Consider the following 26,012-nt stretch of genomic DNA (forward strand, 5'->3'; position numbering starts at 1 on the left):
CCGCATGCAGGAACCCACCGAACCCGGCCGTGTCCGCTACGACTCCCTGCACCCCGCCCGCCAACGCGCCTGCATGGAACAACTCCTCTGCCAGATCTGCGCCCAGCCCGCCGACCGTAACAAACACGGCTGGCTCTTCATCGACTGGCGCCGCCCGGACTCACCCCCCACCTGGCCCGAGAAATCCATCACCGCCATGCCACCCCTCTGCACCGAGCACGTCCAACTCTCCCTGCGCCAATGCCCCTTCCTCCGCCACACCGAACACGCCGTACTACGCGTACGCAAACCCCACCTCCACGGAATCTCCGGCACCCTCTACCGCCTCACCCAACACGGCTGGCACACCTCCGAACGCGACACACTCACCCCCTACAACAAACCCCAACACCCCGGCATGCTCGCCACCCGCCTCCACCGCCAACTACGCCACGTCACCGTTGTAGAGACCCCTTGAGGAAGGCACTCATTCGCCAGGGAGTCGCCGCGGTGGCAACCACTCCGAGTTGGTGGGCACGCCCGTGGTGATCCCTCCGCTGCCGATGGAGGGCACCGCGATACGGGTACCGCCGAAGAAGGCCGAGAGAAGGGCAACAGCGGCCACTCCGGCCAGGACTGTTGCTCCCCGGTGGACCGACAGCGGCCGATTGACTCGGTGAACACCTGGTCGGCCATGGCAATCGCCGCAGGACGTACGTGTCCTTCGGCGATGTCGAAGCCGCGGTCGCCCCACCGGGTCCGGCGCAGCCCGAACTCGTAGAACTCCTCGGGTGCCTTCATCCAGGGGTGGGCAGACTCGTTCAGGCGCGCGGCCATGCGGGTCAGCTCCGGCAGGTACTTGCGGTGCTCGGGCCATACGCACACCTGCGGCGCACTTTCATCGGCACGGTCGCACACCGGGCCGACCGCCGAGGCCGGGCGATCCTCGCGCAGGTCGCCGGCGGCCGGCACTGCGAGCAGCCCGGCGAGTGACGCGGCTGCCGCGCCGATGACGACGAGGCGGATGAGCGGTGGGGTTCCCCAGCGGGGCATCCGGCGTTCGGCACCCCTGCGCAGCGGCGGTGCCGCCACCGCCAGCACAGCGAGCACCAAGGCGAACAGCAGACGTATGGCGACCGGGAGTTGGTGCGGTTGTTGGTCCGGCGGCCCCGCGAGGACGTTGAACTTGAAGGGGAGCGCCAGCATGCTGATGAAGCAGCCCAACGCACAGACGATGGGACCGTCCAAAAAGAACCGCGAGATCCACGGCGATCATCACCGGAAAGGCGATCAGTAGCGGGGAGCGCCGCAGTTCGATGCGGTAGGCGTTCAGCACGCGGCTCCCTCGCTCGGTCGGCGGTCACCGAGAACCGTCATGTAGCCCCTCTCCAGGGGACCGTCGCTCAGCACAAGCACGGTGTCGCAGGCAGCGCCCACGTCCTCCACCAGGTGGGTACTGAGCACGATGGCAGCCCCCGCCCGCGCGGCGGAGCATGCCGCCGGGCAGCGACTTCATACGGTCCCGGGCCCGATCGGCAAGACCGACGGCGGCAAGGGCCTCCCGGGTTGCGGACTCGGCCTCTTTGGAGGGAACTTCACGTAACCAGGCGCAGTAGCGGACGAAATCGCTGACGGAGAAGGCCGGGTAGTAGCCGAAGTCCTGCGGGAGATAACCGATGCGAGGACGGGCTCGGTGGCGCCCCGGCACCGCGGGCTTTAACTGGTGCTGTGACCGGGATGGTCCACCGTGATCGGAAGGCGGCTCGCGGGACAAGCGCACGCGCAACGGCTGGTATTACTGGGGTATGCAGGAAGAGACGGCACGCTCCGCGATCGACACGTTCATCTCCGCGTTCAACGCCTCGGACGACAGCTATGTGACTGCCCTGCTCTCCCAGGCCCTGACCTCAGACGTGGTCTTCTGGGGGCCGTTGGGTCGCAGCGAAGGAGTCGCGGCGGTCGAGCGGTTCGTGCTGGACATCCGGCGCCACCCGGCGGGGACCGGCACGATGGTGCGCTGCTCAGCGGTGGACATGCCTGACGAGTGGGCCCGGTACCAGTGGGTCTTCACCACGCCGGACGGCGGCCCCCGCCTGGCGGGAACGGACGTCGTCCATCTGCGGCGCGGCCTCATCGACCAGGTCATCGTCTTCGCGGGGGAGATCGAACCGTCCGCCTCCTGAGTCGTCCTTCTGGTGGTTCGGCTCAAGGCGGTGACCAGGTGGTGTGGGTTTCCCTGTAAGGGCTGCTCGGCGCCGGGGGTGCCTCCTTCGCACCCGAGTCCACACAAGGCAGCACCTCGCGAACCACACTTGCGTCTGACGCCATGGCGAGCGTGCGTGCCAGGGGTCGCGAGCCCGGCAAGATCGGCAAGACCCTACGACGTCCGCTCCTTCTCGCGCAGCGCCTGCTCCACCGCGTCCTGGACGCGGGCGTCCTCGCGGGCCCTGCGGCGGGTGCGGGTGCGGCGGCGGAGGAGGAACGAGGCGACGGCCGCAGCGATCAGGAGGATGATCAACAGCAGCAGCGTCCACGGGACGGCCCAGCCGTGAGCCGTCGACTCGGTCGGCTTCAGTGCCGTGGTGGAGCCCGCTGCGTCCGTGAGCAGGGGGGTGAGCGTCGCTGTCGCGGAGAGGGTGACCCCGGGGGTCACTCCGTGGACGGGGACCTTCACCTTCCAGCTCTCGCCCGGCAGGAGTTCCGGTGGTGCGGCGATGTCGCCCGCCTTGGCGCGCAGCCAGCCGAACGGGCCCGCGACCGAGACCGATTGGCGGGCCGAGAGCAGGGCGTTGCCCGTGTTGTGGATCGTGTACGTGACCGTGGCGTCGCCCTTGGCGAACGGGTTGAGCGAGCCCGCGTAGTCCACGTCCAGGTTCTCGATCGAGAGCTTCGGCTTGAGCTCGCCGCTGACCCGGAGCTTGACCCGGATGCCCAGGCGCCGGTCGACGTTGATGCCCTCGGCGTCGTCGGCCTGCTTCAGGGAGGTGAGGACGCCGCCCACGTAGTCGCCGGGCGTGGCGTTGGCCGGGACGCGCACCGTGAAAGGGACTTCGGCGGACTTGCCGGGCTTGATCACGAGGCTGTCGCGGGCAGCGTGTGCCCAGGCACCGACGCCGAGGGACTTCTTGTCGCCCGTGAGCAGGTCGAGTTGGCCGGTGTCGGTGGTGAAGCCGTCGGCGGCGTACACGGTGAGTTCGAGCGGGGACTCGCTGCGGTTGGCGACGACCATGGCGTCCTTGATCTCGCCGCCGGGGTTGACGGTGTAGCTGTAGCTGGAGCGGTCGTCGCCGTACCCGTTCGCGGCCGTCCTGACCGTCCAGGTGACGTCGCCGTCGGCGGCACGGGCGGGCCCGGCGCACAGGCCGGCCGTCGCGAGGGCCATGAGCGCGATGAGCAGGAGGAGGGGGCCGGGCTTCCGGCGCGTTGCGGGCGTGAGCATGATGGGTTTCCTCTGGCACGGGAGGCTCTGGAACGGGAGGCGGGGCAGACCGCCCGAAGGCGCCTGCCCCGCCAGTGGAGCGGGTCGGATCAGCTGCTCAGAGCGGTGATCGTGAGAGTGGCGCGGTAGCCACCCTTCGCGACGCTGTCCGGGATCTTCAGACCCAGGTCGGCGCCGAGCTTGGCCGTGCCCCGTGCGTGGCCCTGGTCGGCGGAGCCGAGGCCGCGTGAGACGGAGAGACCCTCGCCCTGGTCGTCGTAGCGGGAGGCGACCTTGACGCCCGCCTTCGACCCCGCGCCGTTCACGAGCACGCGCGGCGTCCAGCCGAGGTAGGAGCCGGAGAACGTCTTGCCGGCGTCCTTGAAGTCACTCACGTTGGCCGAGATCGACCAGGGGGCGAGCGAACGGCGGCTGTCCGAGACGGCGATCGGGTTGATCTTGCCCGCCGCCTCGAAGTGGGTGCCGCCGGTCTCCTTGGCGGTGCCGAGGTCCACCAGGCCGTTGTAGCCGTCGATCGTCCAGCCGAACTCGCCCGGGGCGACGTTCGGGACGTCGACCTGGAGGTCCTGGCCGTCACCGTGGTACGGGTGCACCGTCACCTTGTCCACGAGGGAGCCGACCGGCTGGCCCTCAGCGGTGTTGTTGCACCAACTGCCCTTCTCGACGGCGGCGTTCGGAGCGGCACAGGTGCCACTGCGGACGTTCTCGACGACGAGCTTGTCGTTGCGCACCTGGACCTTGACGTAGGTGCGGACGTGCTCCTGGTTCTGGACCGAGTTGTACCAGTAGCTGTCCGGGTTCAGCGGGTCCGGGCCGTTGCCTGCGCCGCTCGTGCCGCTGCTGTCCGGCTTGGTGATGTCGTAGTACTTCGAGCCCGAGGCGGAGTTGCCCGTCACGTACAGGACACCGCCGGGACCGGCGTACACGTCGGAGGCACCGGGCTGCTCGGCCGGGTCCGCCTTCTCGCCGTTCTTGATCAGGTAACTGCGCGAATAGCTGTGGTCGTGTCCCTGGAGCACCAGGTCGACGCCGAGCTTGGAGAACGCGGTCGGGAAGTCCGTACGGCGGATCTTGTTGTCGCCGTCCTTGGCGTGGGAGGCCGGCGAGTAGATCGCGTGGTGGTAGGTGAGCACCTTCCACTTGGCCTCGGCGCCGTGCTTGTTGATGATGTCGGTGACGTACGCGAGGTGCGCCGCGTCGCCGCCGCCGCCCTGGGAGGTGGCGTAGCTGTTGCTGTTGAGGTCGATGAACAGCACATCCTTGTAGATGTACCAGTAGTCACCGCCCGAGGTGTTGGACGCCGGGTTGCCGTTGGAGTACAGCGGGGCCGAGCGGTCCGTGTTCGGGGTGGAGAAGTGCTGCTCGTACGCCTTGCCGCCGACGTCGTGGTTGCCGATGGTGGCGGCCCAGGGGTACTGGCGCAGCTTGTCGGGGGCCAGGAAGGAGTTCCACTGGGACTCGTTGTTCGCGGTCTCGACCTGGTCACCGCCCGACACCAGGAGTTCGGCGTCCGGGTTGGCCGCGAGCGACACGTCCACGGTGTCCTGCCAGCCGGCCTGGTCCTTGGCGAGGTCGCCGGACGAGCCGATCTGCGGGTCGCCGTAGAACAGGAAGTCGTACTCGCCCTCGAAGTCCTGCGTCTTGAAGGCGTACGCCTTCGACCAGTTGCCCTCGGTGCCGACGCGGTAGGAGTACTGGGTGTGCTCCTTCAGGCCGGTGATCGTGGCGTGGCGGTTGAAGCCGCCGCTCGTGGCGATGTTCGCCGCACCGATGGCGTCGAAGGTGGCGGCGCCGGCCGGGAACTCGCCGTCGGCCAGCTCCGCGGTCGGGGCGACCTGGAGCTTCTGCGCGGTGTCGGCGGAGGAGTACCAAGTCACCGTGCGCTGCGACTCGTTGGCGCCGACGCCGAGGATGATGCCGGTGAGCGTCGCGGGCTCGGCCGCACCGGCGGGGGTCGTCATGCCGCCGCCGAGGGCGACGGCCAGGCCCAGGAATGCCGCGGCGGCCCCGGTGGCCACACGGCGTCGCACGGGCCGGGAGGCCCGCGAGGAAGGTCTGAGTGTCATTAGTTTACGTTCCTTTTACCCACATGGGTGGATGTATTGGGCATCCACAACGTCGCCGCCGTTGGTGAACCTTGGACGACCGCGGCTAGCGGGTCAGTTGAACTTCTGGACCTCTCACAACCCCCATCACCGTGCGAGTCACCGTCCGAGTCACAGCCCGAACAGCCGTTGCGTGAACCAGACCAGCCCCATGACGCACACACCCGCGGAGATCACCCCGGTCACCCAGAGGCCGGTCATCGGCGCCCGGCGCCGCAGCACGGCCAGCAGCGGGAAGACGAGGGCGATGATCGCCAACTGCACTGCCTCGATACCGACGTTGAACACCAGGAGCGACCAGAGCAGGGTCCATGAGAACGCCTCGTCGATGCCGAGCGCACCCGCGAAGCCCAGGCCGTGCACGAGGCCGAAGCAGAACACGACGGCGAGGCGCAGCCGGCCCGCACGGTCCAGACCGAGGCGACCGCGTCCTGCGGCAAGAGCGCCGAGTTCGCCGAGTTCATCGAGTTCGCCGGCGTGACCGCCCCGCCGCCCGATCCGCCAGAGGTACCAGCCGGCCACCACCGCGATCGACAGCGCGATCACGGGCTCCACGACACTCGACGGCACATCGACCAGACCGAGCGCGGCGAGCATGAACGTCACCGAGTGCGCGAGAGTGAAGCTGGTCGCGGCGAGCACGATCTCGCGCAGCCGCCGGGACCCGGCGATCAGCGCCAGCAGGAACAGGATGTGATCGATCCCGCCCAGCAGATGCTCGGCGCCCAGCCGGAAGAACTCCCAGAACCGCTCGTACCACGCCTGCCCCAGGGAGAACGAGGGATGAGCGGCGTCGAGCGCGGCGCTGCCCGACCGGCCGCCGATCTCGTACGTGACGATCGTCTTGGTGCCGGTGACATAGGTCTCGGCGTCGGGGAACAACTCGCTGCGTATCCCGCGGTCGTCGCCCTCCCCGGGACAGTCCCAGTCCAGCCGCAGTTCGGCGTACGGCACGCCCTCCTGCCGGCCCATCGTGAAGTCGCCGACCCGGGTCGGCGTGCATGCACCGCCGTCCGAGGTGACCGAGAAGCGCTTCGTGACATACGAAACGGCCGACTCCGCATGGGTGTTGAGCGCGGCGGCCTGAGCGCCGGTGTCACCGTCCTCGAACGCCGCGTTGCCCGTACGGAAGAGGGGGTCGTCCCCCTCGGTGTCGGCGGCGGACACGACGAACAGGTCGTACTCAAGCTTCAGTTCGGTGCGTATATGACCCTCTTCGCCCGACGTGACGTCGGCGTAGACGGTGGAGGTGAATCCGTGGGCCTGCGCCGACGGGGCGAGGCCGCCGAGGCTCAGGAGAGCGATCACCGCGGCGGTGACCCCGACGAGGGCGCGGCGGAGGTGTCTTGACATGTGACTGGCTCCTTCAGGTTGCCAGTGCACGGTGGACGTCATGGATGAACACGGACCGGCCGGTCGGCGAAGACCGGAAAAACAAGCGCGATGACGACACCTGCTGATGAAGGAGTCAGAAGACGGGATAGCAGGATGTAGGCGAACCGTCCGCCATCTCTCTCGGAGGAAGATCGCCTTGCGCCCCCCGCTTCGGGCCGTCGCCGCGCTGGCCGCGACAGCCGCGCTGGTCACCGGATGCAGCTCCGGCGACGACTGGTCCCAACCGCGCCCCGAGCCCACCCCCGTCGGCACTCTCGGCCAGGGGTTCACCGGCCCCGCCGCCTCACTCGCCCCCGAGGCGACCGCGACACCGCGGCCCGGGTCCTGGGACGGGGTCCATCCCCCGGAGGACTACCGCGTGGTGCTCCTCACCACGGGTGACGACCGTCCGGCCAAGGCCCTCGTGACGGCGGTCCGGGAGTGGGGCGAGGAGGAGGACGTCGACCTCAGAACGGTCGTCGCGGACAACCCGCACGACCTCATACCGAGCATCACCGAAGCGATGGAGATGCACCCGGACCTCGTCATCAGCGCGGGCAACGACCTCATCGACCCCCTCGCGACGGTCACCCCCAACCACCTGTCGCAGCATTTCCTCGTCGTGGGGGCGGAGCTGGCCGAGCCCACCGGCAACGTCACGGCGGTCGACTGGACGGGCGCGTCGTTCCGCGGCGAGGGGCTCGGCGCGTCATCGGCGTACGACCCCGCCTCGTTCACCGCCGAGCGCTGCGCGGCGGCCGTCAGGGCGGGCGTCGCGGCTGTGCTGGGCGGCCTGACGGGGATCGTGATCTGGCTCGACAAGGTCTAGTACGGCGCCGCGGGGCGTACGCGGTCAGAGCCTGGTGGCCGTACGCACCAGCCCCGCGAGCGCGAGCGAGCGGCTGTGCGCCGGCCAGGCGATATGCGTGGTGACGGGCGGCGCGTCGGTCAGGGGTACGGCGGCGTGCTCGGCCCACAGCCAGGCGCGGGCGGAGTCGGGGAAGACGGCCATGGTCCGCCCGAGGGCGATCAGTTGGGCCAGCTGCGTCTGGTCGTGGATCTCCGGTCCTGGACCGGGGGCGTACGTGCCGTGGCGCGGCCAGCGGGCGTGCGGAAGACCGGGAAGGTCGCTGACGTCGGCCATGGTCAGCGTCTCGCGCGCGGCGAGAGGGTGCCCGGCCGGCAGGACGGCGATCTGCCCCTCGGACATCAGTGCCTCGCTGTCGAACCCGGCGAGTGAGTCGAACGGCGCGTGCATGAACGCCACATCGGCGCGGCCGTCGCGCAGCATCTCTTCCTGCTCGCACATGCCGCTCGGCAGCACCTCGATGGAGGCGGCGTCGGGCTCGGCCGCGTAGGCGGCGAGGAGCTTCTGGAGCAGTTCGTGAGAGGCGGCGGCCTTCACCGCCAGCACCAGGCGGTTGCGGGGGCCGCCCGGACCGTCGGCGCCACCGGCGCGACGGGCGCGGCGAGCGGCGGCGGTGGCCGCGTCGAGCGCCGCGCGGCCCTCGTGCAGCAGGACCTCTCCGGCGCCGGTCAGGGAGACACCGCGGCGGTCGCGCTCCAGCAGGGAGACGCCGAGGCGCCGTTCGAGCCGCTGGATCGCCCGGGACAGCGGTGGCTGGGCCATCCCGAGGCGCTCGGCGGCGCGGCCGAAGTGCAGTTCCTCCGCGACGGCCAGGAAATACCTCAGCTCGCGGGTCTCCAAGGTGTCCATCGCCCCACCGTAACGCGGTGATACCCGCCGGGTATGACAGAGCACCGTATCGGTGTTGGCCGCACCGCTCCCCCGCGAGCCAGCATCGACGTCATGAGCGAAACAAAAATCGCGCTGGTGACCGGCGCGAACAAGGGAATCGGCTACGAGATCGCGACCGGGCTCGGCGCCCTCGGGTACCGCGTGGGTGTGGGAGCCCGCGACGGGGCCCGGCGCGATGCCGCCGTCGAGAAGCTGCGCGCGGCCGGGGCGGACGCCTTCGGCGTACCGCTGGAAGTGACCGACGACCGCAGTGTCATCGACGCCGCGGCACTGGTCGAACGGCAGGCCGGGCGGCTGGACGTCCTGGTCAACAACGCCGGCATCTCCGGTCCGATGGGCCCGGGGTGGGAGCAGGACCCGACCACGCTCGACCTCGACGTGGTCCGCACGGTCGTGGAGACCAACGTCATCGGTGTCATCCGGGTGACCAACGCGATGCTGCCGCTGCTCAGGCGCTCGGCGTCGCCGCGCATCGTCAACGTCTCCAGTTCCGTCGGCTCCCTGACCCGGCAGGCGGACCCGGACATCGAGATCGGGCCCGTCATGGCGGCCTACTCACCGACGAAGACATTCCTCAACGCCGTCACCGTGCACTACGCCCGGCAGTTCGCCGACACGAACATCCTCATCAACGCCGCCTGTCCGGGGCTGGTCGCGACCGATTTCACCGGCTTCCAGGCGCCCCGTACGCCCGAGCAGGGCGCGGCCACGGCGATCCGTCTCGCCACGCTGCCCGACGGCGGCCCGAGCGGTTCGTTCTTCGAGGACGCCGGCGTCGTCCCCTGGTGATCCGGGCCGTATGAGGGGGCGCGGACAGGTCACCCCTCCCGCGACACGTCCCGCCACGCCCCCCGCAGCGCGGCCCCCACGTCCTCCGCGCTCACCGGTGCCCCCTGCGCCGCCGCCCGCGCCGCCAGGCCGTGGAGGTACGCCCCCACCGATCCCGCGTCCCGCGCCGTGAGGCCCGCCGCCAGCAGCGAACCCGTCAGCCCCGAGAGCACGTCGCCGCTGCCCGCCGTGGCCAGCCACGGCGTGCCCGTCGGGTTGACGCGGACCGGGTCCGCGGTGTCCGGGGACGCGACCAGGGTCGTCGAGCCCTTGAGCAGTACCGTCGCGCCGTAGCGCGCCGTCAGTTCCCGCACCGCCGCCAGCCGGCCCGCCTCCACCTCCTCGCGGGGCACCCCCAGCAGCGCGGCCGCCTCCCCGGCGTGCGGGGTGAGCAGCGTCGGTGCCGTACGCGCCCGTACGGCACCGGCGTCCAGCCCGCGCAGGCCGTCCGCGTCGATCAGGACCGGTACGTCGGAGGCCACGGCGTCCCGTACGCCCGGCTCGTCCCCGAGGCCGGGCCCGACCACCCACGCCTGCACGCGGCCCGCCTTCGCCGGCGGCCCCGCGTGGACCAGGGTCTCGGGGAAGCGGGCGATCACCGCGTCCCCGGCGGGCCCCACGTACCGCACCGCGCCGGCGCCCCCGTGCAGCGCGCCCGCCACCGCCAGCACCGCCGCCCCCGGATAGCGCGCCGAGCCGGCGACGACACCCACGACCCCCCGCCGGTACTTGTCGCTCTCCCCCGTCGGCACCGGCAACAGCCGTGCCACGTCCGCGTGTTGGAGCGCCTCCAGCTCCGGCACCGACGGCAGCACCGCGCCGAGCCCGATGTCCACGAGCCGTACCGCGCCCACGTACTCCCGCGCCGGGTCGATCAGATGCCCCGCCTTGTACGTGCCGAACGTCACCGTCGCGTCCGCCCGCAGCGCCTCCCCCACCACCTCGCCGCTCCCCGCCTCGACCCCGCTCGGCAGGTCGACGGCCACCACCACCGCGCCGGAGCCGCGCGCGGCCCGCGCCACCGGCACCGCGTCCGGCCGCAGCCCGCCGCGCCCGCCGATGCCGGTGATGCCGTCCACGACGAGATCCGCGGCGGCCAGTACGTCGAACGGGTCGGACGAATTGTCGAGGAATCGTCCGCCCGAGCCCACCAGCGCCGTGAGCCCCCCGGCGTGCGCCCGTCCGGGGTTCAGCAGCACCGCCGACACCCCGGCCCCGCGCCGCGCGAGACGGGCCCCGGCGTACAGCGCGTCGCCTCCGTTGTCGCCGCTGCCGACGAGGAGGACGACCCGCGCCCCGTACACCCGGCCCCGCCGCCGCAGCAGATCCACGCAGGCGGCGGCCAGCCCGGCCGCCGCCCGCTGCATGAGTACGCCGTCGGGGAGCCGGTCCATCAGCTCCCGTTCGGCGGTCCGTACGGTCTCCACGCTGTAGGCGATACGCATGGCACCGAGTCTGCCGCACCCGGCACCGGCCCACCCCTCCGCCGGCGGGAGGCGTCACCCCTCGGCGATCACCACCGCCGACGCGACCCCCGCGTCATGGCTGAGCGACACATGCCAGTTCCGTACGCCCAGTTCCGCCGCGCGCGCCGCCACCGTGCCCCGTACCCGCAGCCGTGGCTGCCCGCTCTCCTCCACGTACACCTCGGCGTCCGTCCAGTGCAGCCCGGCCGGCGCGCCCAGTGCCTTGGCCAGCGCCTCCTTGGCCGCGAAGCGCGCGGCCAGGGAGGCGATCCCGCGCCGTTCCCCGCTGGGCAGCAGCAACTCCCGTTCCGAGAAGAGCCGTTCGGCCATGGCCGGCGTACGCTCCAGCGACGCCGCGAACCGTTCGATCTCCGCCACGTCGATCCCCACCCCGATGATCACTGCGGTCCTGCCTCTCACTCCACGGTGGCTCACTCCACCGTCACGGACTTCGCCAAGTTTCTCGGCTGGTCCACCTCGTTGCCGCGGGCGGTCGCCAGTTCGCAGGCGAAGACCTGCAACGGCACCGTCGAGACCAGCGGCTGAAGGAGCGTCGGCGTGACCGGGATGCGGATGAGATGGTCCGCGTACGGCACCACCGCCTCGTCCCCCTCCTCCGCGATCACGATCGTCCGCGCCCCCCGCGCCCGGATCTCCTGGATGTTGGACACGATCTTGTCGTGCAGCACCGAACGGCCGCGCGGCGACGGTACGACGACCACCACCGGCAGGTCCTCCTCGATCAGCGCGATCGGACCGTGCTTCAGCTCACCGGCGGCGAAGCCCTCGGCGTGCATGTACGCCAGTTCCTTCAGCTTCAGCGCGCCCTCCAGCGCCACGGGGTGGCCGACGTGCCGCCCGAGGAAGAGCACCGTGCGCTTGTCGGCGAGGGAACGCGCCAGCTCCCGTACGGGCTCCATCGTCGCCAGCACCCGCTCGACCTCGTGGGAGATACGCGACAGTTCGCGGATGACGGCCCGGATCTCGTCACCGTACTTCGTGCCGCGCAGCTGCCCCAGATACAGCGCGACCAGATAGCAGGCCACGAGCTGCGTCAGGAACGCCTTCGTCGAGGCGACCGCGACCTCGGGGCCCGCGTGCGTGTAGAGGACGGCGTCCGACTCCCTCGGGATGGTCGAGCCGTTGGTGTTGCAGATGGCCAGAACCGTGGCGCCCTGGTCGCGCGCGTGCCGCAGCGCCATCAGCGTGTCCATCGTCTCGCCGGACTGGGAGATCGCGACGACGAGCGTACGGGTGTTGAGGATCGGGTCCCGGTAGCGGAACTCGCTCGCCAGCTCCACCTCGCAGGGGATACGGGTCCAGTGCTCGATGGCGTACTTGGCGATCAGCCCGGCGTGGAAGGCGGTCCCGCACGCGACGATGACGACCTTGTCGGCCGCGCGCAGCACGCGCGGCGGGATCCGTACCTCGTCCAGCGTCAGCGAGCCCTCGGCGTTGATACGGCCGAGGAGGGTGTCGGCGACGGCCTTCGGCTGCTCGGCGATCTCCTTGAGCATGAAGTAGTCGTAGCCGCCCTTCTCGGCGGCCGACGCGTCCCAGTCGATGTGGTACTCGCGCACCTCGGCGTGCGCGCCGTCGAAGTCGGTCACCCGTACGCCGTCCCGGCGCAGCTCCACCACCTGGTCCTGGCCCAGCTCGATCGCGGAGCGCGTATGGGCGATGAAGGCGGCGACGTCGGAGGCGAGGAAGGCCTCGCCGTCGCCCACGCCCACCACGAGCGGCGAGTTGCGGCGCGCGCCCACGACGACGTCCGGCTCGTCCGCGTGGACGGCGACCAGCGTGAACGCGCCCTCCAGCCGCCCGCACACCTGCCGCATCGACTCGGCCAGCTCGCCGCAGGCCGAGAACGCCTCGGCGAGCAGATGCGCGACGACCTCGGTGTCGGTCTCGGAGGCCAGGTCGTGCCCGCGGTCGCTCAGCTCGGTGCGCAGGGCGGCGAAGTTCTCGATGATCCCGTTGTGCACGACGGCGACGCGGCCCGCGTTGTCGATGTGCGGATGGGCGTTGGCGTCGGTCGGGCCGCCGTGGGTGGCCCACCGGGTGTGGCCGATACCGGTGGGGCCACTCGGCAACGGCCTCTCCACCAGCGCCTTCTCCAGATTGACGAGCTTGCCCGCCCGCTTCGCCGCGACCACCTGGCCGTCGGCGACGACCGCGACCCCGGCCGAGTCGTACCCCCGGTATTCGAGCCGCTTGAGACCGGCGACGACCACATCGAGCGCTGACTGTCCACCGACATATCCTACGATTCCACACATGAGCGGCAGCCTACGGCGGGGGACCGCGAGGTCCCGGGAACGCTCGCCCCCGACATCCGCGAAGGTCGGCCGACCGCCCCCGACCTGGGGCGACCGCCCTGCCCCACTACTCCATGCGATACGGCTTTGTCACCGAAAGCCTCTGGTGGCGGCCACCTCCCAGCGCCTTCAATGGATGACCGTGACGATGACCGCGACGCTGCGCACCTTGATCACCCTGCCGCGGATGCTCCGCCACGGCGCGGCCGTCGGCGCGTATCTGCCCCCCGACGCGTCCGTCGTCATCGACCCGCCGACGCCGGAGCTGCGCACCGCGCTCACCGCCGCGTACGCGGGTGACCACGTGCCTGCCAGGGACCTGCTCGCGGCCACCCGGCTCGGCGCCGAGTGGGAACGGCGCGGCGGATACGTGCCCCGGCTGGCCGAGAGCGCGCTGCACAGCCCCGGCTGGCTGGACGCGTGGCTCGCCGGGTCGCCGCGGGATCCGGACGCCCTGCTGGTGAAGGCGGAGCACCGCGTCCAGCAGGCGTGGGAGATACGGACGGGGGCCAGGGCGAGCGATGTCTCGCCCGACCAGTTCCGGGCGTTCTTCGCGCTGCTCGACGACGCGGTCCCGGTGATCGACGCGGCGACCGAGCTGAACCCCACCGACCCCGTGCCGTGGCAGGTCGCGCTCACCCACGCGCGCGGCAGCCAGGCGCCGCGCGAGGTCTTCGACGCGTACTGGGCGGAGGCCACCGCCCGCGCGCCGCACCATTACGGCTGCCATCTCTCGGCGCTCCAGTACCTGTGCGACAAGTGGTACGGCTCGCACGAGGAGATGTTCGACTTCGCGGAGCGCGCGGCGCGGGAGGCCCTGCCGGGCTCGAAACTGCACGCGCTGCCGCTGCTGGCGGCCGTCGAGTACGACGTGGTGTCCGACGGCGCCCCGCCGGAGGGCGGCGGCCCGATCGAACGGTCCCGGATCCACGCGGCGCTGAAGCGGGCGCAGGAGCTGTCGGACGCGTACCCGCACGGCGACCCGGAGGTGGCCGGGGTCCGCAACCACCTGGCGCTGATGCTGATCCTGGCGGACCGGCACGGGGAGGCACTGGAGCAGTTCCGGGCGGTGGGGGTGCACGCGACGGAGTACCCGTGGGCGTATCTCGGGGACGCGCGGGGGGAGTTCCTGGACTTCCGGGCGGGCGTACGGATGCATGTGGCGGCGCGGATGCCGTTCTTCTCCCGCCCGAAGCCGTACGAGTCGAAGCCCGCCGCTTCCGCCTTGCCCGCCCCCTCCGCCCCGTACTGTCTGGCGCTGGTCGCGGCCCCGCCGCACGCCGTCGTGGACGCGGCGCTGATGTGCGGTGTCCCGCTGCGGATAGCCCCGGCGCCGGGAAGATCCTCGTACGTCGAGCTCGCCGCCGAATCCGAGCCCGGCGTGCGCGCCACGCTCCTCGGCGAGGACCGGCTCACGGCCGCGGCCGACAACATCACCACCGGCGAACCGTGGCCGGCGCTGATCCTGCGCCGCACGGGCGACCGCTACGGCTTCACCCTCCTCCGGCGGGGCAAGAAGCTCGCCGACCACAACTGGGACCCGGCGGCGCCGGTCCCCGACCACGCGGCCGTCACCGCCACGGCGGACGCGCTGGCGGAGGCGTACGGCGTCACCGACACCCGCCCGCTCACCAACCTCCTGCGCGGCTCGGACGCCCCGGCCCGCCGCCAGTCGGCCCTGGTCGCGGCGCTCGGACTCCCCCCGGTCCCCCCGGGCTTCGGCACCCGCGACGAGATCCTCACCACCCTCCCCGACGCCCAGATCCTGGCCCGCCGCGGCTTCCTGGCAGGCATCCTGGACACCCTCTCCGGCGACCCCGCGGGCCGCCCGCCGCTCCCACGCCGCCGCCGCTGGTGGGCCCTGCGCGTCACGGCGCTGCTGCTGTTCACCCCGGTGACGGCGTACGCCTGGTGGGACCCGGACATCGGCTGGCCGCGCGCATCCCTGTCGACGATCGCGACGTGCTACATCGCGGGCCAACTGACGGGCGCGTGGCGCCGCCGCGGGCGGATCGCGAAGGGCTGAGCCCCGGGCCGCCCCGGGCCAGGGGGATCTGACGCCACGTGACCCACCCCACCCCCCACAACCACCCCCCACCCCCGACAATGGCGACGTGATCACACCGTCTTCGTCAGCACACCCACGGAGCGCCCAGCGGCGCGCCGAGCACGGGCCGACCCCCTTCGTCGACCTCAGCCGCGCCGAGTGGAGCGCGCTGCGCGACAAGACCCCGCTGCCGCTCACCGCCGAGGAGGTCGAGCGGCTGCGCGGGCTCGGGGACGTCATCGATCTGGACGAGGTACGGGACGTCTATCTGCCGCTCTCCCGGCTGCTCAATCTGTACGTGCAGGCCACCGGCCGGCTCCGGGGCGCGCTCAACACCTTCCTCAAGGACACCGGCAACGGCCACGGCGCCCAGCGCGGCACCCCCTTCGTCATAGGCGTCGCCGGAAGCGTGGCCGTCGGCAAGTCGACCGTCGCCCGGCTCCTCCAGGCGCTGCTCGCCCGCTGGCCCGAGCACCCGCGCGTGGAGCGCGTGACCACCGACGGGTTCCTGCTGCCGATGAAGGAGCTCCAGGCGCGCGGTCTGATGTCACGCAAGGGCTTCCCGGAGTCGTACGACCGCCGGGCCCTGACCCGCTTCGTCGCCGACATCAAGGCCGGCAAGGACGAGGTGACGGCGCCCGTCTACTCACATCTGAAGTACGACATCGTGCCGGACGAGCAGCTGACCGTACGGCGCCCCGACATCCTCATCGTCGAGGGCCTGAACGTCCTCCAGCCGGCCCTCCCCGGCCAGGACGGCCGTACCCGCGTCGGTCTGGCCGACTTCTTCGACTTCAGCGTGTACGTCGACGCGCGCGCCGAGGACATCGAGACCTGGTATCTGAACCGGTTCCGCGAACTGCGCCAGACGGCCTTCCAGAACCCGTCCTCGTACTTCCGCAAGTACACCCAGGTCTCGGAGGAAGAAGCTCTCGACTACGCGCGCACCACCTGGCGCACCGTCAACCGGCTCAATCTCCTGGAGAACGTGGCACCCACCCGCAGCCGTGCCACCCTGGTCCTCCGGAAGGGCGCCGACCACAAGGTCCAGCGCCTGTCCCTCCGTAAACTCTGAACTCCGTATGAGTGTCTGAGAGCCGCCGTGCTGCATCTGCGCCTGATAGTCCCCGCCGACCTGACCGACCGCGTCGTGAGCACCCTGGAGCGGACCGTCGGCACCACCCATCTGGTGGTCGTCCCGGGCGCCGCCCGCGACCCGGCGGGTGATCTCGTGCTGTGCGACGTCGCGCGCGAGGCGGGCGACGGGCTCATCGCCGAACTGCGCAAGCTCGGAGTGGACGAGAAGGGCTCGATCGCCGCCGACAACATCGGTCTCTCCCTGTCCAGGCGCGCCGATCAGGCGGAGGAGGACTCCCCCGGCGAGGGCGTCGACGCCGTGCTGTGGGAGCAACTGGCCGACGCGACCCACGAGGAGTCCACCCTCTCGGTCACGTATCTCGCCTTCCTCACCCTCGCGACGATGATCGCCGCCTGCGGTGTGGTCCTGGACAACGCGATCCTGATCGTCGGGGCGATGGCCGTGGGGCCCGAGTTCGGGCCGCTCGCCGGGCTCTGTACGGCGGTGGTACGGCGCTCCGCGCGGCTCGCCCTGCGCTCAGTGGCCGCGCTGCTCGTGGGGTTCGCCGCCGCGATGGTGCTGACGACCGGTTTCAGCCTGCTGATGAACGCCTTCGGCCTCTTCCACAGGTCCATGCTGGAGGCGGACCGCCCGAACACGTCCTTCATCTTCAACCCGGACCTGTTCTCCCTGGTGGTCGCGGTGCTCGCCGGTATCGCCGGCATGCTCTCGCTGACCTCGGCGAAGTCCGGCGCGCTCGTCGGCGTCGCCATCTCGGTGACCACGGTCCCCGCCGCCGCGAACGCCGCCGTCGCCCTCGGTTACGGCGATCTGAGCCAGGTGTGGGGTTCCAGCGGCCAGCTCCTGATCAACCTCGGCGGTATCGTCGCCGCCGGGACGCTCACCCTGCTGGTCCAGAAGGCGCTCTGGGCCGGAGGACGCGGGAAGCCGGTGCCCGGGACGGTGCCCGAGAGCCACTGACCTCCCGCCCCGACTCCCTTACCCCAGCGCCGACTTCACCACGTCCGCCAGGCGCCCCGCCACCGCGCGCGCCTGTTCGATGTCGGCCGCCTCCACCATCACCCGTACCAGCGGCTCCGTGCCCGAAGGCCGCAGCAGCACCCGGCCCGTCGAACCGAGCTGTTCCTCCGCCTCCGACACCGCCGTCGCCAGCTCCGCCGATGTCGTGACGCGCGACTTGTCCACGTCCGGCACATTGATCAGCACCTGCGGCAGGCGCCGCATCACGCCCGCCAGGTCCGCCAGCGAACGGCCCGTGCTCGCCACGCGCGCCGCCAGCATCAGGCCGGTCAGCGTGCCGTCGCCGGTCGTCGCGTGGTCGAGGACGATGACATGCCCGGACTGCTCGCCGCCGAGCGCGTAACCGTGCTCCTTCATCGACTCCAGCACGTAACGGTCGCCGACCGCCGTCTGTACGAGGCTGATGCCCTCACGCTCCATCGCGATCTTGAAGCCGAGGTTGGACATCACCGTCCCCACGACCGCGTTCTCGCGCAGCGTCCCCGCCTCGCGCATCGCGACGGCCAGCACCGCGAGGATCTGGTCGCCGTCGACCTCCTCGCCCGCCGCGTCCACGGCCAGACAGCGGTCCGCGTCGCCGTCGTGCGCGATGCCGAGGTCCGCGCCGTGCTCGACGACCGCGGCCTTCAGCAGGTCCAGATGGGTGGAGCCGCAGCCGTCGTTGATGTTCAGGCCGTCCGGCTCGGCGCCGATCGTGACGATCTCGGCGCCGGCGCGCGTGAACGCCTCCGGCGACACGCGGGCCGCGGCGCCGTGCGCCTCGTCCAGGACGATCTTGAGCCCGTCGAGCCGGTTCGGCAGCACCCCGATGAGATGCGCGACGTACTGGTCGAAGCCCTCGTCGTAGTCCCGGACCCGGCCCACGGCCGCCCCGGTCGGCCGCGCCCACGGGGCACCCGTGCGGTGCACGGTGTTCTCCAGATACGCGGCCTCGATCCGGTCCTCCAGCTCGTCGGCCAGCTTGTGACCGCCGCGCGCGAAGAACTTGATGCCGTTGTCCGGCATGGCGTTGTGGCTCGCGGAGAGCATCACGCCGAGGTCGGCGCCCAGCGCACCGGTGAGATACGCCACCGCGGGGGTGGGCAGCACACCGACGCGCAGGACGTCCACGCCCGCGCTCGCGAGACCCGCCACCACGGCGGCCTCCAGGAACTCACCCGAGGCGCGCGGATCGCGCCCCACCACCGCTGTCGCCCGATGGCCCTCGAACGTGCCCGCCTCGGCGAGTACGTGTGCCGCCGCGACCGAGAGGCCGAGCGTCAGCTCCGCCGTCAGATCCGCGTTGGCAGTACCGCGCACGCCGTCCGTGCCGAAGAGTCGTCCCACAGCTGTCCCTCCGAAAAACGCTCAGAAATTGCCCCGAAGAGCTCCACCAAGATCCAAGGAGAACACGGGGATTGCCCGGCGGATCATCCAGGGGATCGGGAAGCTCGGAAAACGAACGCCCCGGCAGCACGGAGTGCCGCCGGGGCGAACATATGCCATACATACGCCGTGAAGCCGTAAGTGCCCTGGCTCCTGGCGCGGTAAGGCCGAGCGAGCGGTTTAGCGCTTGCTGTACTGCGGCGCCTTGCGGGCCTTCTTGAGACCGGCCTTCTTGCGCTCGACCGCGCGGTCGTCACGGCTGAGGAAGCCGGCCTTCTTCAGCGGGGCGCGGTTGTTGTCCACGTCCGCCTCGTTCAGCGAGCGGGCCACACCGAGGCGCAGCGCGCCGGCCTGGCCGGAGACGCCGCCACCCGAGATACGGGCGACGACGTCGTAGCGGTTGTCGAGTTCGAGCACCTTGAAGGGCTCGTTGACAGCCTGCTGGTGCACCTTGTTGGGGAAGTAGTCCTCAAGGGTGCGCCCGTTGATCTTCCACTTGCCGGTGCCCGGAACGATCCGGACGCGGGCGATGGCGTTCTTGCGACGGCCCAGGCCGGCGGCCGGCTGGGGGTCGCCGAAGCGGGAAGCCAGCGACTCGGAGGTGTACTCACCCTCGACGGGGGTCTCCGACTCGAAGGTCGTCACCTCGGCGAACGTCTCCTCGCCCTCGGGGGCGTCGACGGGGGTCTCTGCGGTGGTCTCGGCCACGATGTTCCTCAGATTTCTTTTCGTCTTAGGCGGTGGCCGGGATTACTGCGCGACCTGGGTGATCTCGAACGGGACCGGCTGCTGGGCGGCGTGCGGGTGCTGGTCCCCCGCGTACACCTTCAGCTTCGAGAGCATCTGACGGCCCAGGGTGTTCTTGGGGATCATGCCCTTGATGGCCTTTTCCACAGCCTTCTCGGGGCTCTTCGCGAGCAGCTCGTCGTAGCGGACGGAACGCAGACCACCCGGGTAGCCGGAGTGGCGGTACGCCATCTTCTGGGTCTTCTTGTTGCCGGAGAGGTGGACCTTCTCGGCGTTGATGATGACGACGAAGTCGCCCATGTCCATGTGCGGGGCGTAGGTCGGCTTGTGCTTGCCCCGGAGGAGGTTCGCTGCCGTAGTCGCCAGACGGCCCAGGACGATGTCCTGCGCGTCGATGATGTGCCACTGGCGCGTGACATCGCCGGGCTTGGGGCTGTACGTACGCACGGTCGTAGCCTTCGCTTCTTCAGTGAGTGGGTCCTGACAAGGCCACCCGGACGATCACGACAGCCCTGGCAGACATACGGGGACGCAACCCGTGCCTGCCGCTGGATCATCGGCCCGGTGGACCGGCGTAAGGGCCTCTCACGTGAGAATGAACAAGCCAATACGCATAACGAACCAGAAGGATACCCAGGGTGCGCCGTACGGGTCAAAACGAGGCCCCGCCCACGTAACCCACGGACCCGCCCTACCGCGCCCGCACCACCCGCCGCTCGTCCCACACCGGCTCCGCCGTCTCCCGCACCACCCCGTCCGACCCGAAGACCAGATAGCGGTCGAAGGACTTGGCGAACCACCGGTCGTGCGTGACGGCGAGCACCGTCCCCTCGTACGCCTCAAGCCCGTCCTGAAGGGCCTCCGCCGACTCCAGGTCCAGGTTGTCCGTCGGCTCGTCCAGCAGCAGCGCCGTCGTCCCGCCCAGCTCCAGCAGCAGGACCTGGAAGCGTGCCTGCTGCCCGCCCGACAGCTTTTCGAAGGGCTGGTCCCCCTGCCGCTCCAGCTCGTAGCGCCGCAGCACGCTCATCGCGCCGCCCCGGTCCTTCGCGTGCTCGGTCCACAGGATGTCGACCAGGGTCCGTCCCAGCAGCTCCGGATGGGCGTGCGTCTGCGCGAAGTGGCCTGGCACGACGCGCGCGCCCAGCTTCCACCTGCCCGTGTGCGCGACCGACGGGTCGCCCGCGAGCAGCCGCAGGAAGTGCGACTTGCCGGAGCCGTTCGACCCCAGGACCGCGACCCGCTCGCCGTAGAAGATCTCCAGCGAGAACGGCTTCATCAGACCGGTCAGCTCCAGATTCTCGCAGGTCACCGCCCGTACGCCGGTACGTCCGCCCTTGAGCCGCATCCGGATGTCCTGCTCGCGCGGCGGCTCAGGCGGCGGCCCGGCCTCCTCGAACTTCTTGAAACGCGTCTGCATGGCGCGATAGCGCGACGCCATGTCGGGGCTGATCGCCGCCTGCTGCCGCAGCCGGTGCACCAGCGCCTTCAGCCGCGCGTGCTCCTCGTCCCAGCGCCGCTTCAGCTCCTCGAAGCGCGCGAAGCGCTCGCGCCGGGCCTCGTGATACGTACCGAAGCCGGCGCCGTGCACCCACACGTCCGACCCGGCCGGGCCCGGCTCCACGCTCACGATCTTCTCCGCCGCCCTGGCCAGCAACTCCCGGTCGTGGGAGACGAACAGCACAGTCTTGCGCGTCTCTTTGAGCCGCTCCTCCAGCCACCGCTTCCCCGGTACGTCGAGGTAGTTGTCCGGCTCGTCCAGCAGCAGGACCTCGTCGGGCCCGCGCAGCAGCGCCTCCAGCACCAGCCGTTTCTGCTCGCCGCCCGACAGCGTGGTCAGCGCGCGGAACTGCGCCTTCTCGTACGGGACACCCAGCGCGGCCGTCGTGCACACGTCCCACAGGGTCTCGGCCTCGTACCCACGCGCCTCCGCCCAGTCGCTGAGCGCCTGCGCGTACCCCATCTGCGCGGCCTCGTCGTCGACCGTCATGATCAGGTGCTCGGCCTCGTCCACCGCGCGGGCCGCCTCGCGGATCCGTGGCTGCGCGACCGAGACCAGCAGGTCACGGACCGTACGGTCGTCGCGCACCGAGCCCACGAACTGCGACATGACACCGAGCCCGCCGCTGACCGTCACCGTGCCGCCGTGCGGCTGGAGCTCCCCGGCGATCAGCCGCAGCAGCGTCGTCTTACCCGCGCCGTTGGCTCCCACGAGCGCCACGACGGCGCCCTCGCCGACCCGGAACGAGGCATCGCCGAGAAGCACCCGTCCGTCCGGTAGGTAGTACTCCAGATGCGCGGCCTCTAGATGTCCCATGCTCCGCATTGTCACCGCCAAGGTCCCGCTCTCCAACCGAATTCCGCTTACGGCGGCGGGCTCGTCCGGCGCTAAACTCCCGCCATGAGCTTTGGTCAAGGGGGGCCCTACGGACCGCCCCCGCAAGGGCCGTACGGATCACGCGACCCGCAGGGGCAGACACCGGACTGGGCCGCGCTCGCCGACGCGTCGGCACAGCGGGCGAGGCGCAGGCGGTGGATGCTGATAGGCGGCGGCGCGCTCGCCACCGCCGCCGTCGCGGCGATCGTCGCGACGGCCGTCGTGTCCACGAACGGCGACGGTGACCGGGCGGGCGGCAAGAACGCGAGCGACCTGCCCGCGCCGCCCGACCTGCCCAGCGAGAGCGCCGAACCCGAGCCGTCCTTCTCCGAGGCCGTGCCGCTGCCGCCGCCGGACCCGAAGGACTTCATCTCCACCGAGGACAAGGACACGGCGCCCCTCGGCGCCGACACCCTCTTCCCCGGCTCCAAGCTGACGATGGGCGACCGCGAGTACACGAAGGGCGCCACGAACCGCACCACGAACTGCGCGGGCGCGACCCAGGGCGACCTCGGCTCGATCCTCGCCTCCAACACCTGCGACCAGGTCATCCGCGCCACGTACACCCGCGAGGGCACGGCCGTGACCGTCGGCGTCGCCGTCTTCTCCACCGAGACGCAGGCGCTGAAGGCGAAGAAGGAGGCGCGCGGCGGCCTGGCCTCGCTCTCCGGGTCGGGGGTCCCGACGTTCTGCCGGGGCGGCACGATCTGCCGCAAGACCACCAACTCGGTGGGCCGGTACGTGTACTTCACCGTCGGCGGCTTCACCAACGGCAAGGACGTCGTGAAGACCGACAAGGACGTCTACACCACCGGCGACGATGTCGCGGAGTTCACCTTCCTCCAGATCCGCAAGCGCGGCGAGACCCAGGCGTCAGCAGCAGCCACCGCACCCGTCGACCAGTGACGTCGTAGCACCCGTGCCCGTCCCCCCGGCAGCCGGCAGGGTCCGCTTGTTGCGGGCCAGCCGGTTGCGCTCGGCGAGCTGGTCGTCGGCCGGGTAGCCGACCTCCTCCAGGGTGAGTCCATGGGGCCGTACGACATGGACGGCCGAGTCCCGCACCCCGGCGGCCAGCACCTTCGCCGGCCACTCCACGGGCCGGTGCCCGTCGCCGACGAACAGCAGCGCGCCCACCAGCGAGCGCACCATGTTGTGGCAGAAGGCGTCGGCGCGCACGGTCGCGGTGACGACGCCGTGCGCGTCCCGCTCCCACTCCAGCCGCTGGAGCGTACGGATGGTCGTCGCGCCCTCTCGCCTCTTGCAGTACGCGACGAAGTCGTGCTCCCCGAGCAGCCCCGCCGACGCGGCGTTCATCGCGTCCACGTCCAACGCCCAGTCGTGCCACAGGACATGACCGCGCAGCAGCGGGTCGACGCCGCCGGGGTCGTCGGTGACGCGGTAGGCGTAGCGCCGCCAGACCGCCGAGAAACGGGCGTTGAAGCCCGGTGGGGCCTCCTCGACCCGCCACACCCGCACATCGTGCGCGAGGCGCCCCGCGAGGCGCCGCAGCAGCTTCTCCCGGTGCTCGGCCCACAGCTCGACGGGCAGGTCGACGTGCGCGACCTGGCCGCGCGCGTGCACGCCCGCGTCGGTCCGCCCCGCGACGGTCAGCTCGTACGCCCGCGCGGACCGTGTCACCACCTTCAGCGCGTCCTCGATGTCCCCCTGGACGGTCCGCCGGGTGGCCTGCCGCGCCCAGCCGGAGAAGTCCTTCCCGTCGTAACTGAGGTCCAGCCGCACCCGTACGAACCCGGGCGCCGCCCCCTCGATGTCCTCACTCACCCGCAGCTCCTCTCGCAACGGAACGGGCCCGCCCCCGTGAGGGAGCGGGCCCGTCCGTCGGCCGGACACGTCATGGGGACGCTCAGGCGTCCTTGGACTCGTCCTTGGCCTCGTCCTTGGCCTCGGTCTTGGCCTCGGTCTCGACCGCCTTGGCGTCCTCGACGGGGGCGTCCTCCGTGGAGTCCGCCTCCTTCTTGAGGGCGTCTTCCTTGACGGCGCGCTTCGTCGCGGCCTCGGCCTCACCGGTGGCCTTCTGCGCCACGGTCAGGGCCTCGACCAGCTCGATGACCGCCATCGGGGCGTTGTCGCCACGACGGGGACCGATCTTGGTGATACGGGTGTAGCCACCGGGGCGGTTCTCGTACCGCGGAGCGATCTCGGTGAAGAGCGTGTGCACGATGCTCTTGTCCGTGATCGTCTGGAGAACGAGGCGACGGTTGTGGATGTCGCCCTTCTTCGCCTTGGTGACCAGACGCTCGGCGACCGGACGCAGCCGGCGGGCCTTGGCCTCGGTCGTCGTGATCTTGCCGTGCTCGAACAGCGCCTTCGCGAGGTTCGCGAGAAGCAGCCGCTCGTGCGCGGCGCTGCCGCCCAGACGGGCACCCTTGGCGGGCTTCGGCATGGTGTTACCCCTTCATATCTGCACCGGCCGTATCAGGTACCGGTGTCAGTTCCCCGCGGACGGATGTCCACGGAAAGAAAATCCCAGCCCGTCCGGCGTTTGAGGACAAAGCCCCAGCCCCGGGCCCGGGGTCCTAGTACTGCTCGGTCTCCACGAAACCCGCGTCCGCGTCGTCGTCCGCGCCGAACGCGTCAGCGGCGGCGGTGGGGTCGAATCCGGGCGGGCTGTCCTTGAGGGCCAGGCCCATGCCGGCCAGCTTCGCCTTGACCTCGTCGATCGACTTGGCGCCGAAGTTACGGATGTCGAGCAGGTCCGCCTCGGACCGCGCCACGAGCTCACCCACGGAGTGGATGCCCTCGCGCTTGAGGCAGTTGTACGACCGGACGGTGAGCTCCAGCTCCTCGATCGGCAGCGCCAGATCCGCGGCGAGCGCCGCGTCCGTCGGCGACGGGCCCATGTCGATGCCCTCGGCGTCGATGTTGAGCTCGCGCGCCAGACCGAACAGCTCGACCAGCGTCTTGCCGGCGGACGCCATGGCGTCGCGGGGGCGCATGGCCTGCTTGGTCTCGACGTCGACGATCAGCTTGTCGAAGTCGGTGCGCTGCTCGACACGGGTCGCCTCGACCTTGTACGTGACCTTGAGCACCGGCGAGTAGATCGAGTCGACCGGGATACGGCCGATCTCCTGGCCCACCTGCTTGTTCTGGACGGCGGAGACGTAGCCGCGACCGCGCTCGACGGTCAGCTCCATCTCCAGCTTGCCCTTGCCGTTCAGCGTCGCCAGCACGAGGTCCGGGTTGTGGACCTCGACACCGGCCGGAGGCGCGATGTCGGCGGCGGTGACCAGGCCGGGGCCCTGCTTGCGCAGGTACATCACGACCGGCTCGTCGTGCTCCGAGGAGACGACCAGCTGCTTGATGTTGAGGATGAGGTCGGTGACGTCCTCCTTGACGCCCGGCACGGTGGTGAACTCGTGCAGGACCCCGTCGATCCGGATGCTGGTGACAGCGGCTCCGGGGATCGAGGAGAGGAGCGTACGGCGCAGAGAGTTACCGAGCGTGTAGCCGAAACCCGGCTCCAGGGGCTCGATCACGAACCGCGAACGGTATTCGTCGACGACCTCTTCGGTCAGCGACGGACGCTGAGCGATAAGCATGGAAATGCCTCCAGTCTTGGCACCCGCTATTTGATGCCAACAGAACAAGGATACGGGCGGCACGGGGCGAAGGCCCCGTACCGCCCGCGACCCATACCCCTAGGGGGTACGGAAGATCAAACGCGGCGACGCTTCGGGGGGCGGCAGCCGTTGTGCGGGGTGGGGGTGACGTCCTGGATCGAACCCACCTCCAGGCCCGTGGCCTGGAGCGAGCGGATCGCGGTCTCACGGCCGGAGCCGGGACCCTTGACGAAGACGTCGACCTTGCGCATGCCGTGCTCCTGCGCCCGGCGGGCGGCCGACTCGGCGGCCATCTGCGCGGCGAAGGGGGTGGACTTGCGCGAGCCCTTGAAGCCGACGTGGCCGGCGGAGGCCCAGGAGATCACGTTGCCCGAGGGGTCGGTGATCGAGACGATGGTGTTGTTGAACGTGCTCTTGATGTGGGCGTGCCCGTGAGCGACGTTCTTCTTTTCCTTGCGGCGCACCTTCTTGGCAGCGCCCTGACGACCCTTGGGGGGCATCTATTACTCCT

General features: G+C 70.7%; 23 protein-coding genes and 1 pseudogene. 8 read left to right on the forward strand and 16 right to left on the reverse strand.

The annotated features are described in order from the left end of the window. The first annotated feature begins 4 nt into the window (after positions 1–4). Entirely contained in the window at positions 5–457 is a 453-nt protein-coding gene (locus OIE74_RS14665) for a hypothetical protein (protein ID WP_329383052.1), read from the forward strand. 851 nt (positions 458–1,308) lie between these two features. Here OIE74_RS14665 and OIE74_RS38625 read toward each other — a convergent pair. Continuing rightward, a pseudogene (locus tag OIE74_RS38625) lies at positions 1,309–1,681 on the reverse strand (ABC transporter ATP-binding protein); the annotation flags it as partial. Between the two features lie 103 nt (positions 1,682–1,784). Between OIE74_RS38625 and OIE74_RS14670 the strand changes: the two are divergent. Further along, entirely contained in the window at positions 1,785–2,162 is a 378-nt protein-coding gene (locus OIE74_RS14670) for a nuclear transport factor 2 family protein (RefSeq protein WP_329383055.1), read from the forward strand. Between the two features lie 194 nt (positions 2,163–2,356). On the opposite strand, the gene OIE74_RS14675 is transcribed toward OIE74_RS14670, so the two are convergent. The 3 genes from OIE74_RS14675 to OIE74_RS14685 all read right to left on the reverse strand — a co-directional run bounded on the left by OIE74_RS14675 (position 2,357) and on the right by OIE74_RS14685 (position 6,876). Further along, on the reverse strand, positions 2,357–3,418 hold the full coding sequence (locus OIE74_RS14675) for a WxL protein peptidoglycan domain-containing protein (protein ID WP_329383057.1): 1,062 nt from the start codon (positions 3,416–3,418) through the stop codon (positions 2,357–2,359). Between the two features lie 89 nt (positions 3,419–3,507). Next, complete coding sequence (locus OIE74_RS14680; protein WP_329383060.1) at positions 3,508–5,484, reverse strand: metallophosphoesterase family protein; 1,977 nt, start codon at positions 5,482–5,484, stop codon at positions 3,508–3,510. Positions 5,485–5,634: 150 nt separating this feature from the next. After that, complete coding sequence (locus tag OIE74_RS14685) at positions 5,635–6,876, reverse strand: HupE/UreJ family protein (protein ID WP_329383064.1); 1,242 nt, start codon at positions 6,874–6,876, stop codon at positions 5,635–5,637. A 178-nt stretch (positions 6,877–7,054) separates the two neighbouring features. On the opposite strand from OIE74_RS14685, the gene OIE74_RS14690 reads away from it, so the two are divergent. Then, complete coding sequence (locus tag OIE74_RS14690; protein ID WP_329383066.1) at positions 7,055–7,726, forward strand: hypothetical protein; 672 nt, start codon at positions 7,055–7,057, stop codon at positions 7,724–7,726. Positions 7,727–7,750: 24 nt separating this feature from the next. Here OIE74_RS14690 and OIE74_RS14695 read toward each other — a convergent pair whose 3' ends face one another. Continuing rightward, a complete protein-coding gene (locus tag OIE74_RS14695) occupies positions 7,751–8,614 on the reverse strand; it encodes a LysR family transcriptional regulator (RefSeq protein WP_329383070.1) in 864 nt (287 codons plus the stop codon). A 93-nt stretch (positions 8,615–8,707) separates the two neighbouring features. Here OIE74_RS14695 and OIE74_RS14700 point away from each other — a divergent pair, with 93 nt between their 5' ends. After that, positions 8,708–9,445, forward strand: a complete 738-nt coding sequence (locus OIE74_RS14700) for an SDR family oxidoreductase (protein WP_329383073.1) — start codon at positions 8,708–8,710, stop codon at positions 9,443–9,445. 29 nt (positions 9,446–9,474) lie between these two features. Here the strand turns inward: OIE74_RS14700 and OIE74_RS14705 are convergent, their stop codons facing one another. From OIE74_RS14705 to glmS, 3 genes are read right to left on the reverse strand one after another with little or no spacing between them, the layout of a single operon-like run. After that, positions 9,475–10,929 (reverse strand): NAD(P)H-hydrate dehydratase, encoded by a 1,455-nt coding sequence (locus tag OIE74_RS14705; RefSeq protein ID WP_329383075.1) that lies wholly within the window; start codon positions 10,927–10,929, stop codon positions 9,475–9,477. Between the two features lie 54 nt (positions 10,930–10,983). Further along, positions 10,984–11,352 (reverse strand): holo-ACP synthase, encoded by a 369-nt coding sequence (locus OIE74_RS14710; RefSeq protein WP_329383078.1) that lies wholly within the window; start codon positions 11,350–11,352, stop codon positions 10,984–10,986. A 29-nt stretch (positions 11,353–11,381) separates the two neighbouring features. Then, positions 11,382–13,229, reverse strand: coding sequence for a glutamine--fructose-6-phosphate transaminase (isomerizing) (glmS, locus tag OIE74_RS14715; RefSeq protein ID WP_329383080.1), 1,848 nt, complete (start codon positions 13,227–13,229; stop codon positions 11,382–11,384). A gap of 187 nt (positions 13,230–13,416) precedes the next feature. Here glmS and OIE74_RS14720 point away from each other — a divergent pair, with 187 nt between their 5' ends. The 3 genes from OIE74_RS14720 (at position 13,417) to OIE74_RS14730 (ending at position 17,374) form a co-directional block, all read left to right on the forward strand. Beyond that, positions 13,417–15,294: a hypothetical protein gene (locus tag OIE74_RS14720; protein ID WP_329392300.1), complete on the forward strand. Its 1,878-nt coding sequence runs from the start codon at positions 13,417–13,419 to the stop codon at positions 15,292–15,294. Between the two features lie 88 nt (positions 15,295–15,382). After that, on the forward strand, positions 15,383–16,390 hold the full coding sequence (gene coaA / locus OIE74_RS14725; protein ID WP_329383083.1) for a type I pantothenate kinase: 1,008 nt from the start codon (positions 15,383–15,385) through the stop codon (positions 16,388–16,390). A gap of 27 nt (positions 16,391–16,417) precedes the next feature. Beyond that, positions 16,418–17,374: a DUF389 domain-containing protein gene (locus OIE74_RS14730; protein ID WP_329383085.1), complete on the forward strand. Its 957-nt coding sequence runs from the start codon at positions 16,418–16,420 to the stop codon at positions 17,372–17,374. A gap of 18 nt (positions 17,375–17,392) precedes the next feature. Here OIE74_RS14730 and glmM read toward each other — a convergent pair whose 3' ends face one another. The 4 genes from glmM to OIE74_RS14750 all read right to left on the reverse strand — a co-directional run bounded on the left by glmM (position 17,393) and on the right by OIE74_RS14750 (position 21,869). Further along, positions 17,393–18,760 carry a phosphoglucosamine mutase gene (gene glmM / locus OIE74_RS14735; protein ID WP_329383088.1) on the reverse strand — a complete coding sequence of 456 codons (1,368 nt, stop codon included), beginning with the start codon at positions 18,758–18,760 and terminating at the stop codon, positions 17,393–17,395. Positions 18,761–18,979: 219 nt separating this feature from the next. Then, positions 18,980–19,507 (reverse strand): 30S ribosomal protein S9, encoded by a 528-nt coding sequence (gene rpsI, locus OIE74_RS14740; protein ID WP_329383091.1) that lies wholly within the window; start codon positions 19,505–19,507, stop codon positions 18,980–18,982. 42 nt (positions 19,508–19,549) lie between these two features. After that, complete coding sequence (gene rplM, locus OIE74_RS14745; RefSeq protein ID WP_189107638.1) at positions 19,550–19,993, reverse strand: 50S ribosomal protein L13; 444 nt, start codon at positions 19,991–19,993, stop codon at positions 19,550–19,552. 244 nt (positions 19,994–20,237) lie between these two features. Continuing rightward, the gene (locus tag OIE74_RS14750) at positions 20,238–21,869 is read right to left on the reverse strand and encodes an ABC-F family ATP-binding cassette domain-containing protein (RefSeq protein ID WP_329383093.1); all 1,632 of its coding nucleotides are present in this window, start codon (positions 21,867–21,869) and stop codon (positions 20,238–20,240) included. A 75-nt stretch (positions 21,870–21,944) separates the two neighbouring features. On the opposite strand from OIE74_RS14750, the gene OIE74_RS14755 reads away from it, so the two are divergent. Continuing rightward, positions 21,945–22,826 (forward strand): hypothetical protein, encoded by an 882-nt coding sequence (locus OIE74_RS14755; protein WP_329383096.1) that lies wholly within the window; start codon positions 21,945–21,947, stop codon positions 22,824–22,826. Here OIE74_RS14755 and truA read toward each other — a convergent pair. The 4 genes from truA to rpsK all read right to left on the reverse strand — a co-directional run bounded on the left by truA (position 22,794) and on the right by rpsK (position 26,001). Next, on the reverse strand, positions 22,794–23,702 hold the full coding sequence (truA, locus tag OIE74_RS14760; RefSeq protein WP_329383098.1) for a tRNA pseudouridine(38-40) synthase TruA: 909 nt from the start codon (positions 23,700–23,702) through the stop codon (positions 22,794–22,796). The two genes, OIE74_RS14755 and truA, sit on opposite strands and share 33 nt — an antisense overlap. A gap of 82 nt (positions 23,703–23,784) precedes the next feature. Continuing rightward, entirely contained in the window at positions 23,785–24,324 is a 540-nt protein-coding gene (gene rplQ / locus OIE74_RS14765; protein WP_329383100.1) for a 50S ribosomal protein L17, read from the reverse strand. Between the two features lie 133 nt (positions 24,325–24,457). After that, positions 24,458–25,480, reverse strand: coding sequence for a DNA-directed RNA polymerase subunit alpha (locus OIE74_RS14770; RefSeq protein ID WP_003956430.1), 1,023 nt, complete (start codon positions 25,478–25,480; stop codon positions 24,458–24,460). 116 nt (positions 25,481–25,596) lie between these two features. Next, on the reverse strand, positions 25,597–26,001 hold the full coding sequence (gene rpsK, locus OIE74_RS14775) for a 30S ribosomal protein S11 (RefSeq protein ID WP_003956432.1): 405 nt from the start codon (positions 25,999–26,001) through the stop codon (positions 25,597–25,599). Positions 26,002–26,012: the final 11 nt, after the last annotated feature.

The organism is Streptomyces sp. NBC_01716 (genome assembly GCF_036248275.1).
Taxonomy (GTDB): domain Bacteria; phylum Actinomycetota; class Actinomycetes; order Streptomycetales; family Streptomycetaceae; genus Streptomyces.

Bases quoted from the DNA above. Each gene is read 5' to 3' on its own strand.
- OIE74_RS14665 (WP_329383052.1), top strand. From the start codon at position 5: ATGCAGGAACCCACCGAACCCGGCCGTGTCCGCTACGACTCCCTGCAC.
- OIE74_RS14670 (WP_329383055.1), top strand. From the start codon at position 1,785: ATGCAGGAAGAGACGGCACGCTCCGCGATCGACACGTTCATCTCCGCG.
- OIE74_RS14675 (WP_329383057.1), bottom strand. From the start codon at position 3,418: ATGCTCACGCCCGCAACGCGCCGGAAGCCCGGCCCCCTCCTCCTGCTC.
- OIE74_RS14680 (WP_329383060.1), bottom strand. From the start codon at position 5,484: ATGACACTCAGACCTTCCTCGCGGGCCTCCCGGCCCGTGCGACGCCGT.
- OIE74_RS14685 (WP_329383064.1), bottom strand. From the start codon at position 6,876: ATGTCAAGACACCTCCGCCGCGCCCTCGTCGGGGTCACCGCCGCGGTG.
- OIE74_RS14695 (WP_329383070.1), bottom strand. From the start codon at position 8,614: ATGGACACCTTGGAGACCCGCGAGCTGAGGTATTTCCTGGCCGTCGCG.
- OIE74_RS14700 (WP_329383073.1), top strand. From the start codon at position 8,708: ATGAGCGAAACAAAAATCGCGCTGGTGACCGGCGCGAACAAGGGAATC.
- OIE74_RS14705 (WP_329383075.1), bottom strand. From the start codon at position 10,929: ATGCGTATCGCCTACAGCGTGGAGACCGTACGGACCGCCGAACGGGAG.
- glmS (WP_329383080.1), bottom strand. From the start codon at position 13,229: ATGTGTGGAATCGTAGGATATGTCGGTGGACAGTCAGCGCTCGATGTG.
- OIE74_RS14720 (WP_329392300.1), top strand. From the start codon at position 13,417: ATGACCGCGACGCTGCGCACCTTGATCACCCTGCCGCGGATGCTCCGC.
- OIE74_RS14750 (WP_329383093.1), bottom strand. From the start codon at position 21,869: ATGCGGAGCATGGGACATCTAGAGGCCGCGCATCTGGAGTACTACCTA.
- OIE74_RS14755 (WP_329383096.1), top strand. From the start codon at position 21,945: ATGAGCTTTGGTCAAGGGGGGCCCTACGGACCGCCCCCGCAAGGGCCG.
- rplQ (WP_329383100.1), bottom strand. From the start codon at position 24,324: ATGCCGAAGCCCGCCAAGGGTGCCCGTCTGGGCGGCAGCGCCGCGCAC.
- OIE74_RS14770 (WP_003956430.1), bottom strand. From the start codon at position 25,480: ATGCTTATCGCTCAGCGTCCGTCGCTGACCGAAGAGGTCGTCGACGAA.
- rpsK (WP_003956432.1), bottom strand. From the start codon at position 26,001: ATGCCCCCCAAGGGTCGTCAGGGCGCTGCCAAGAAGGTGCGCCGCAAG.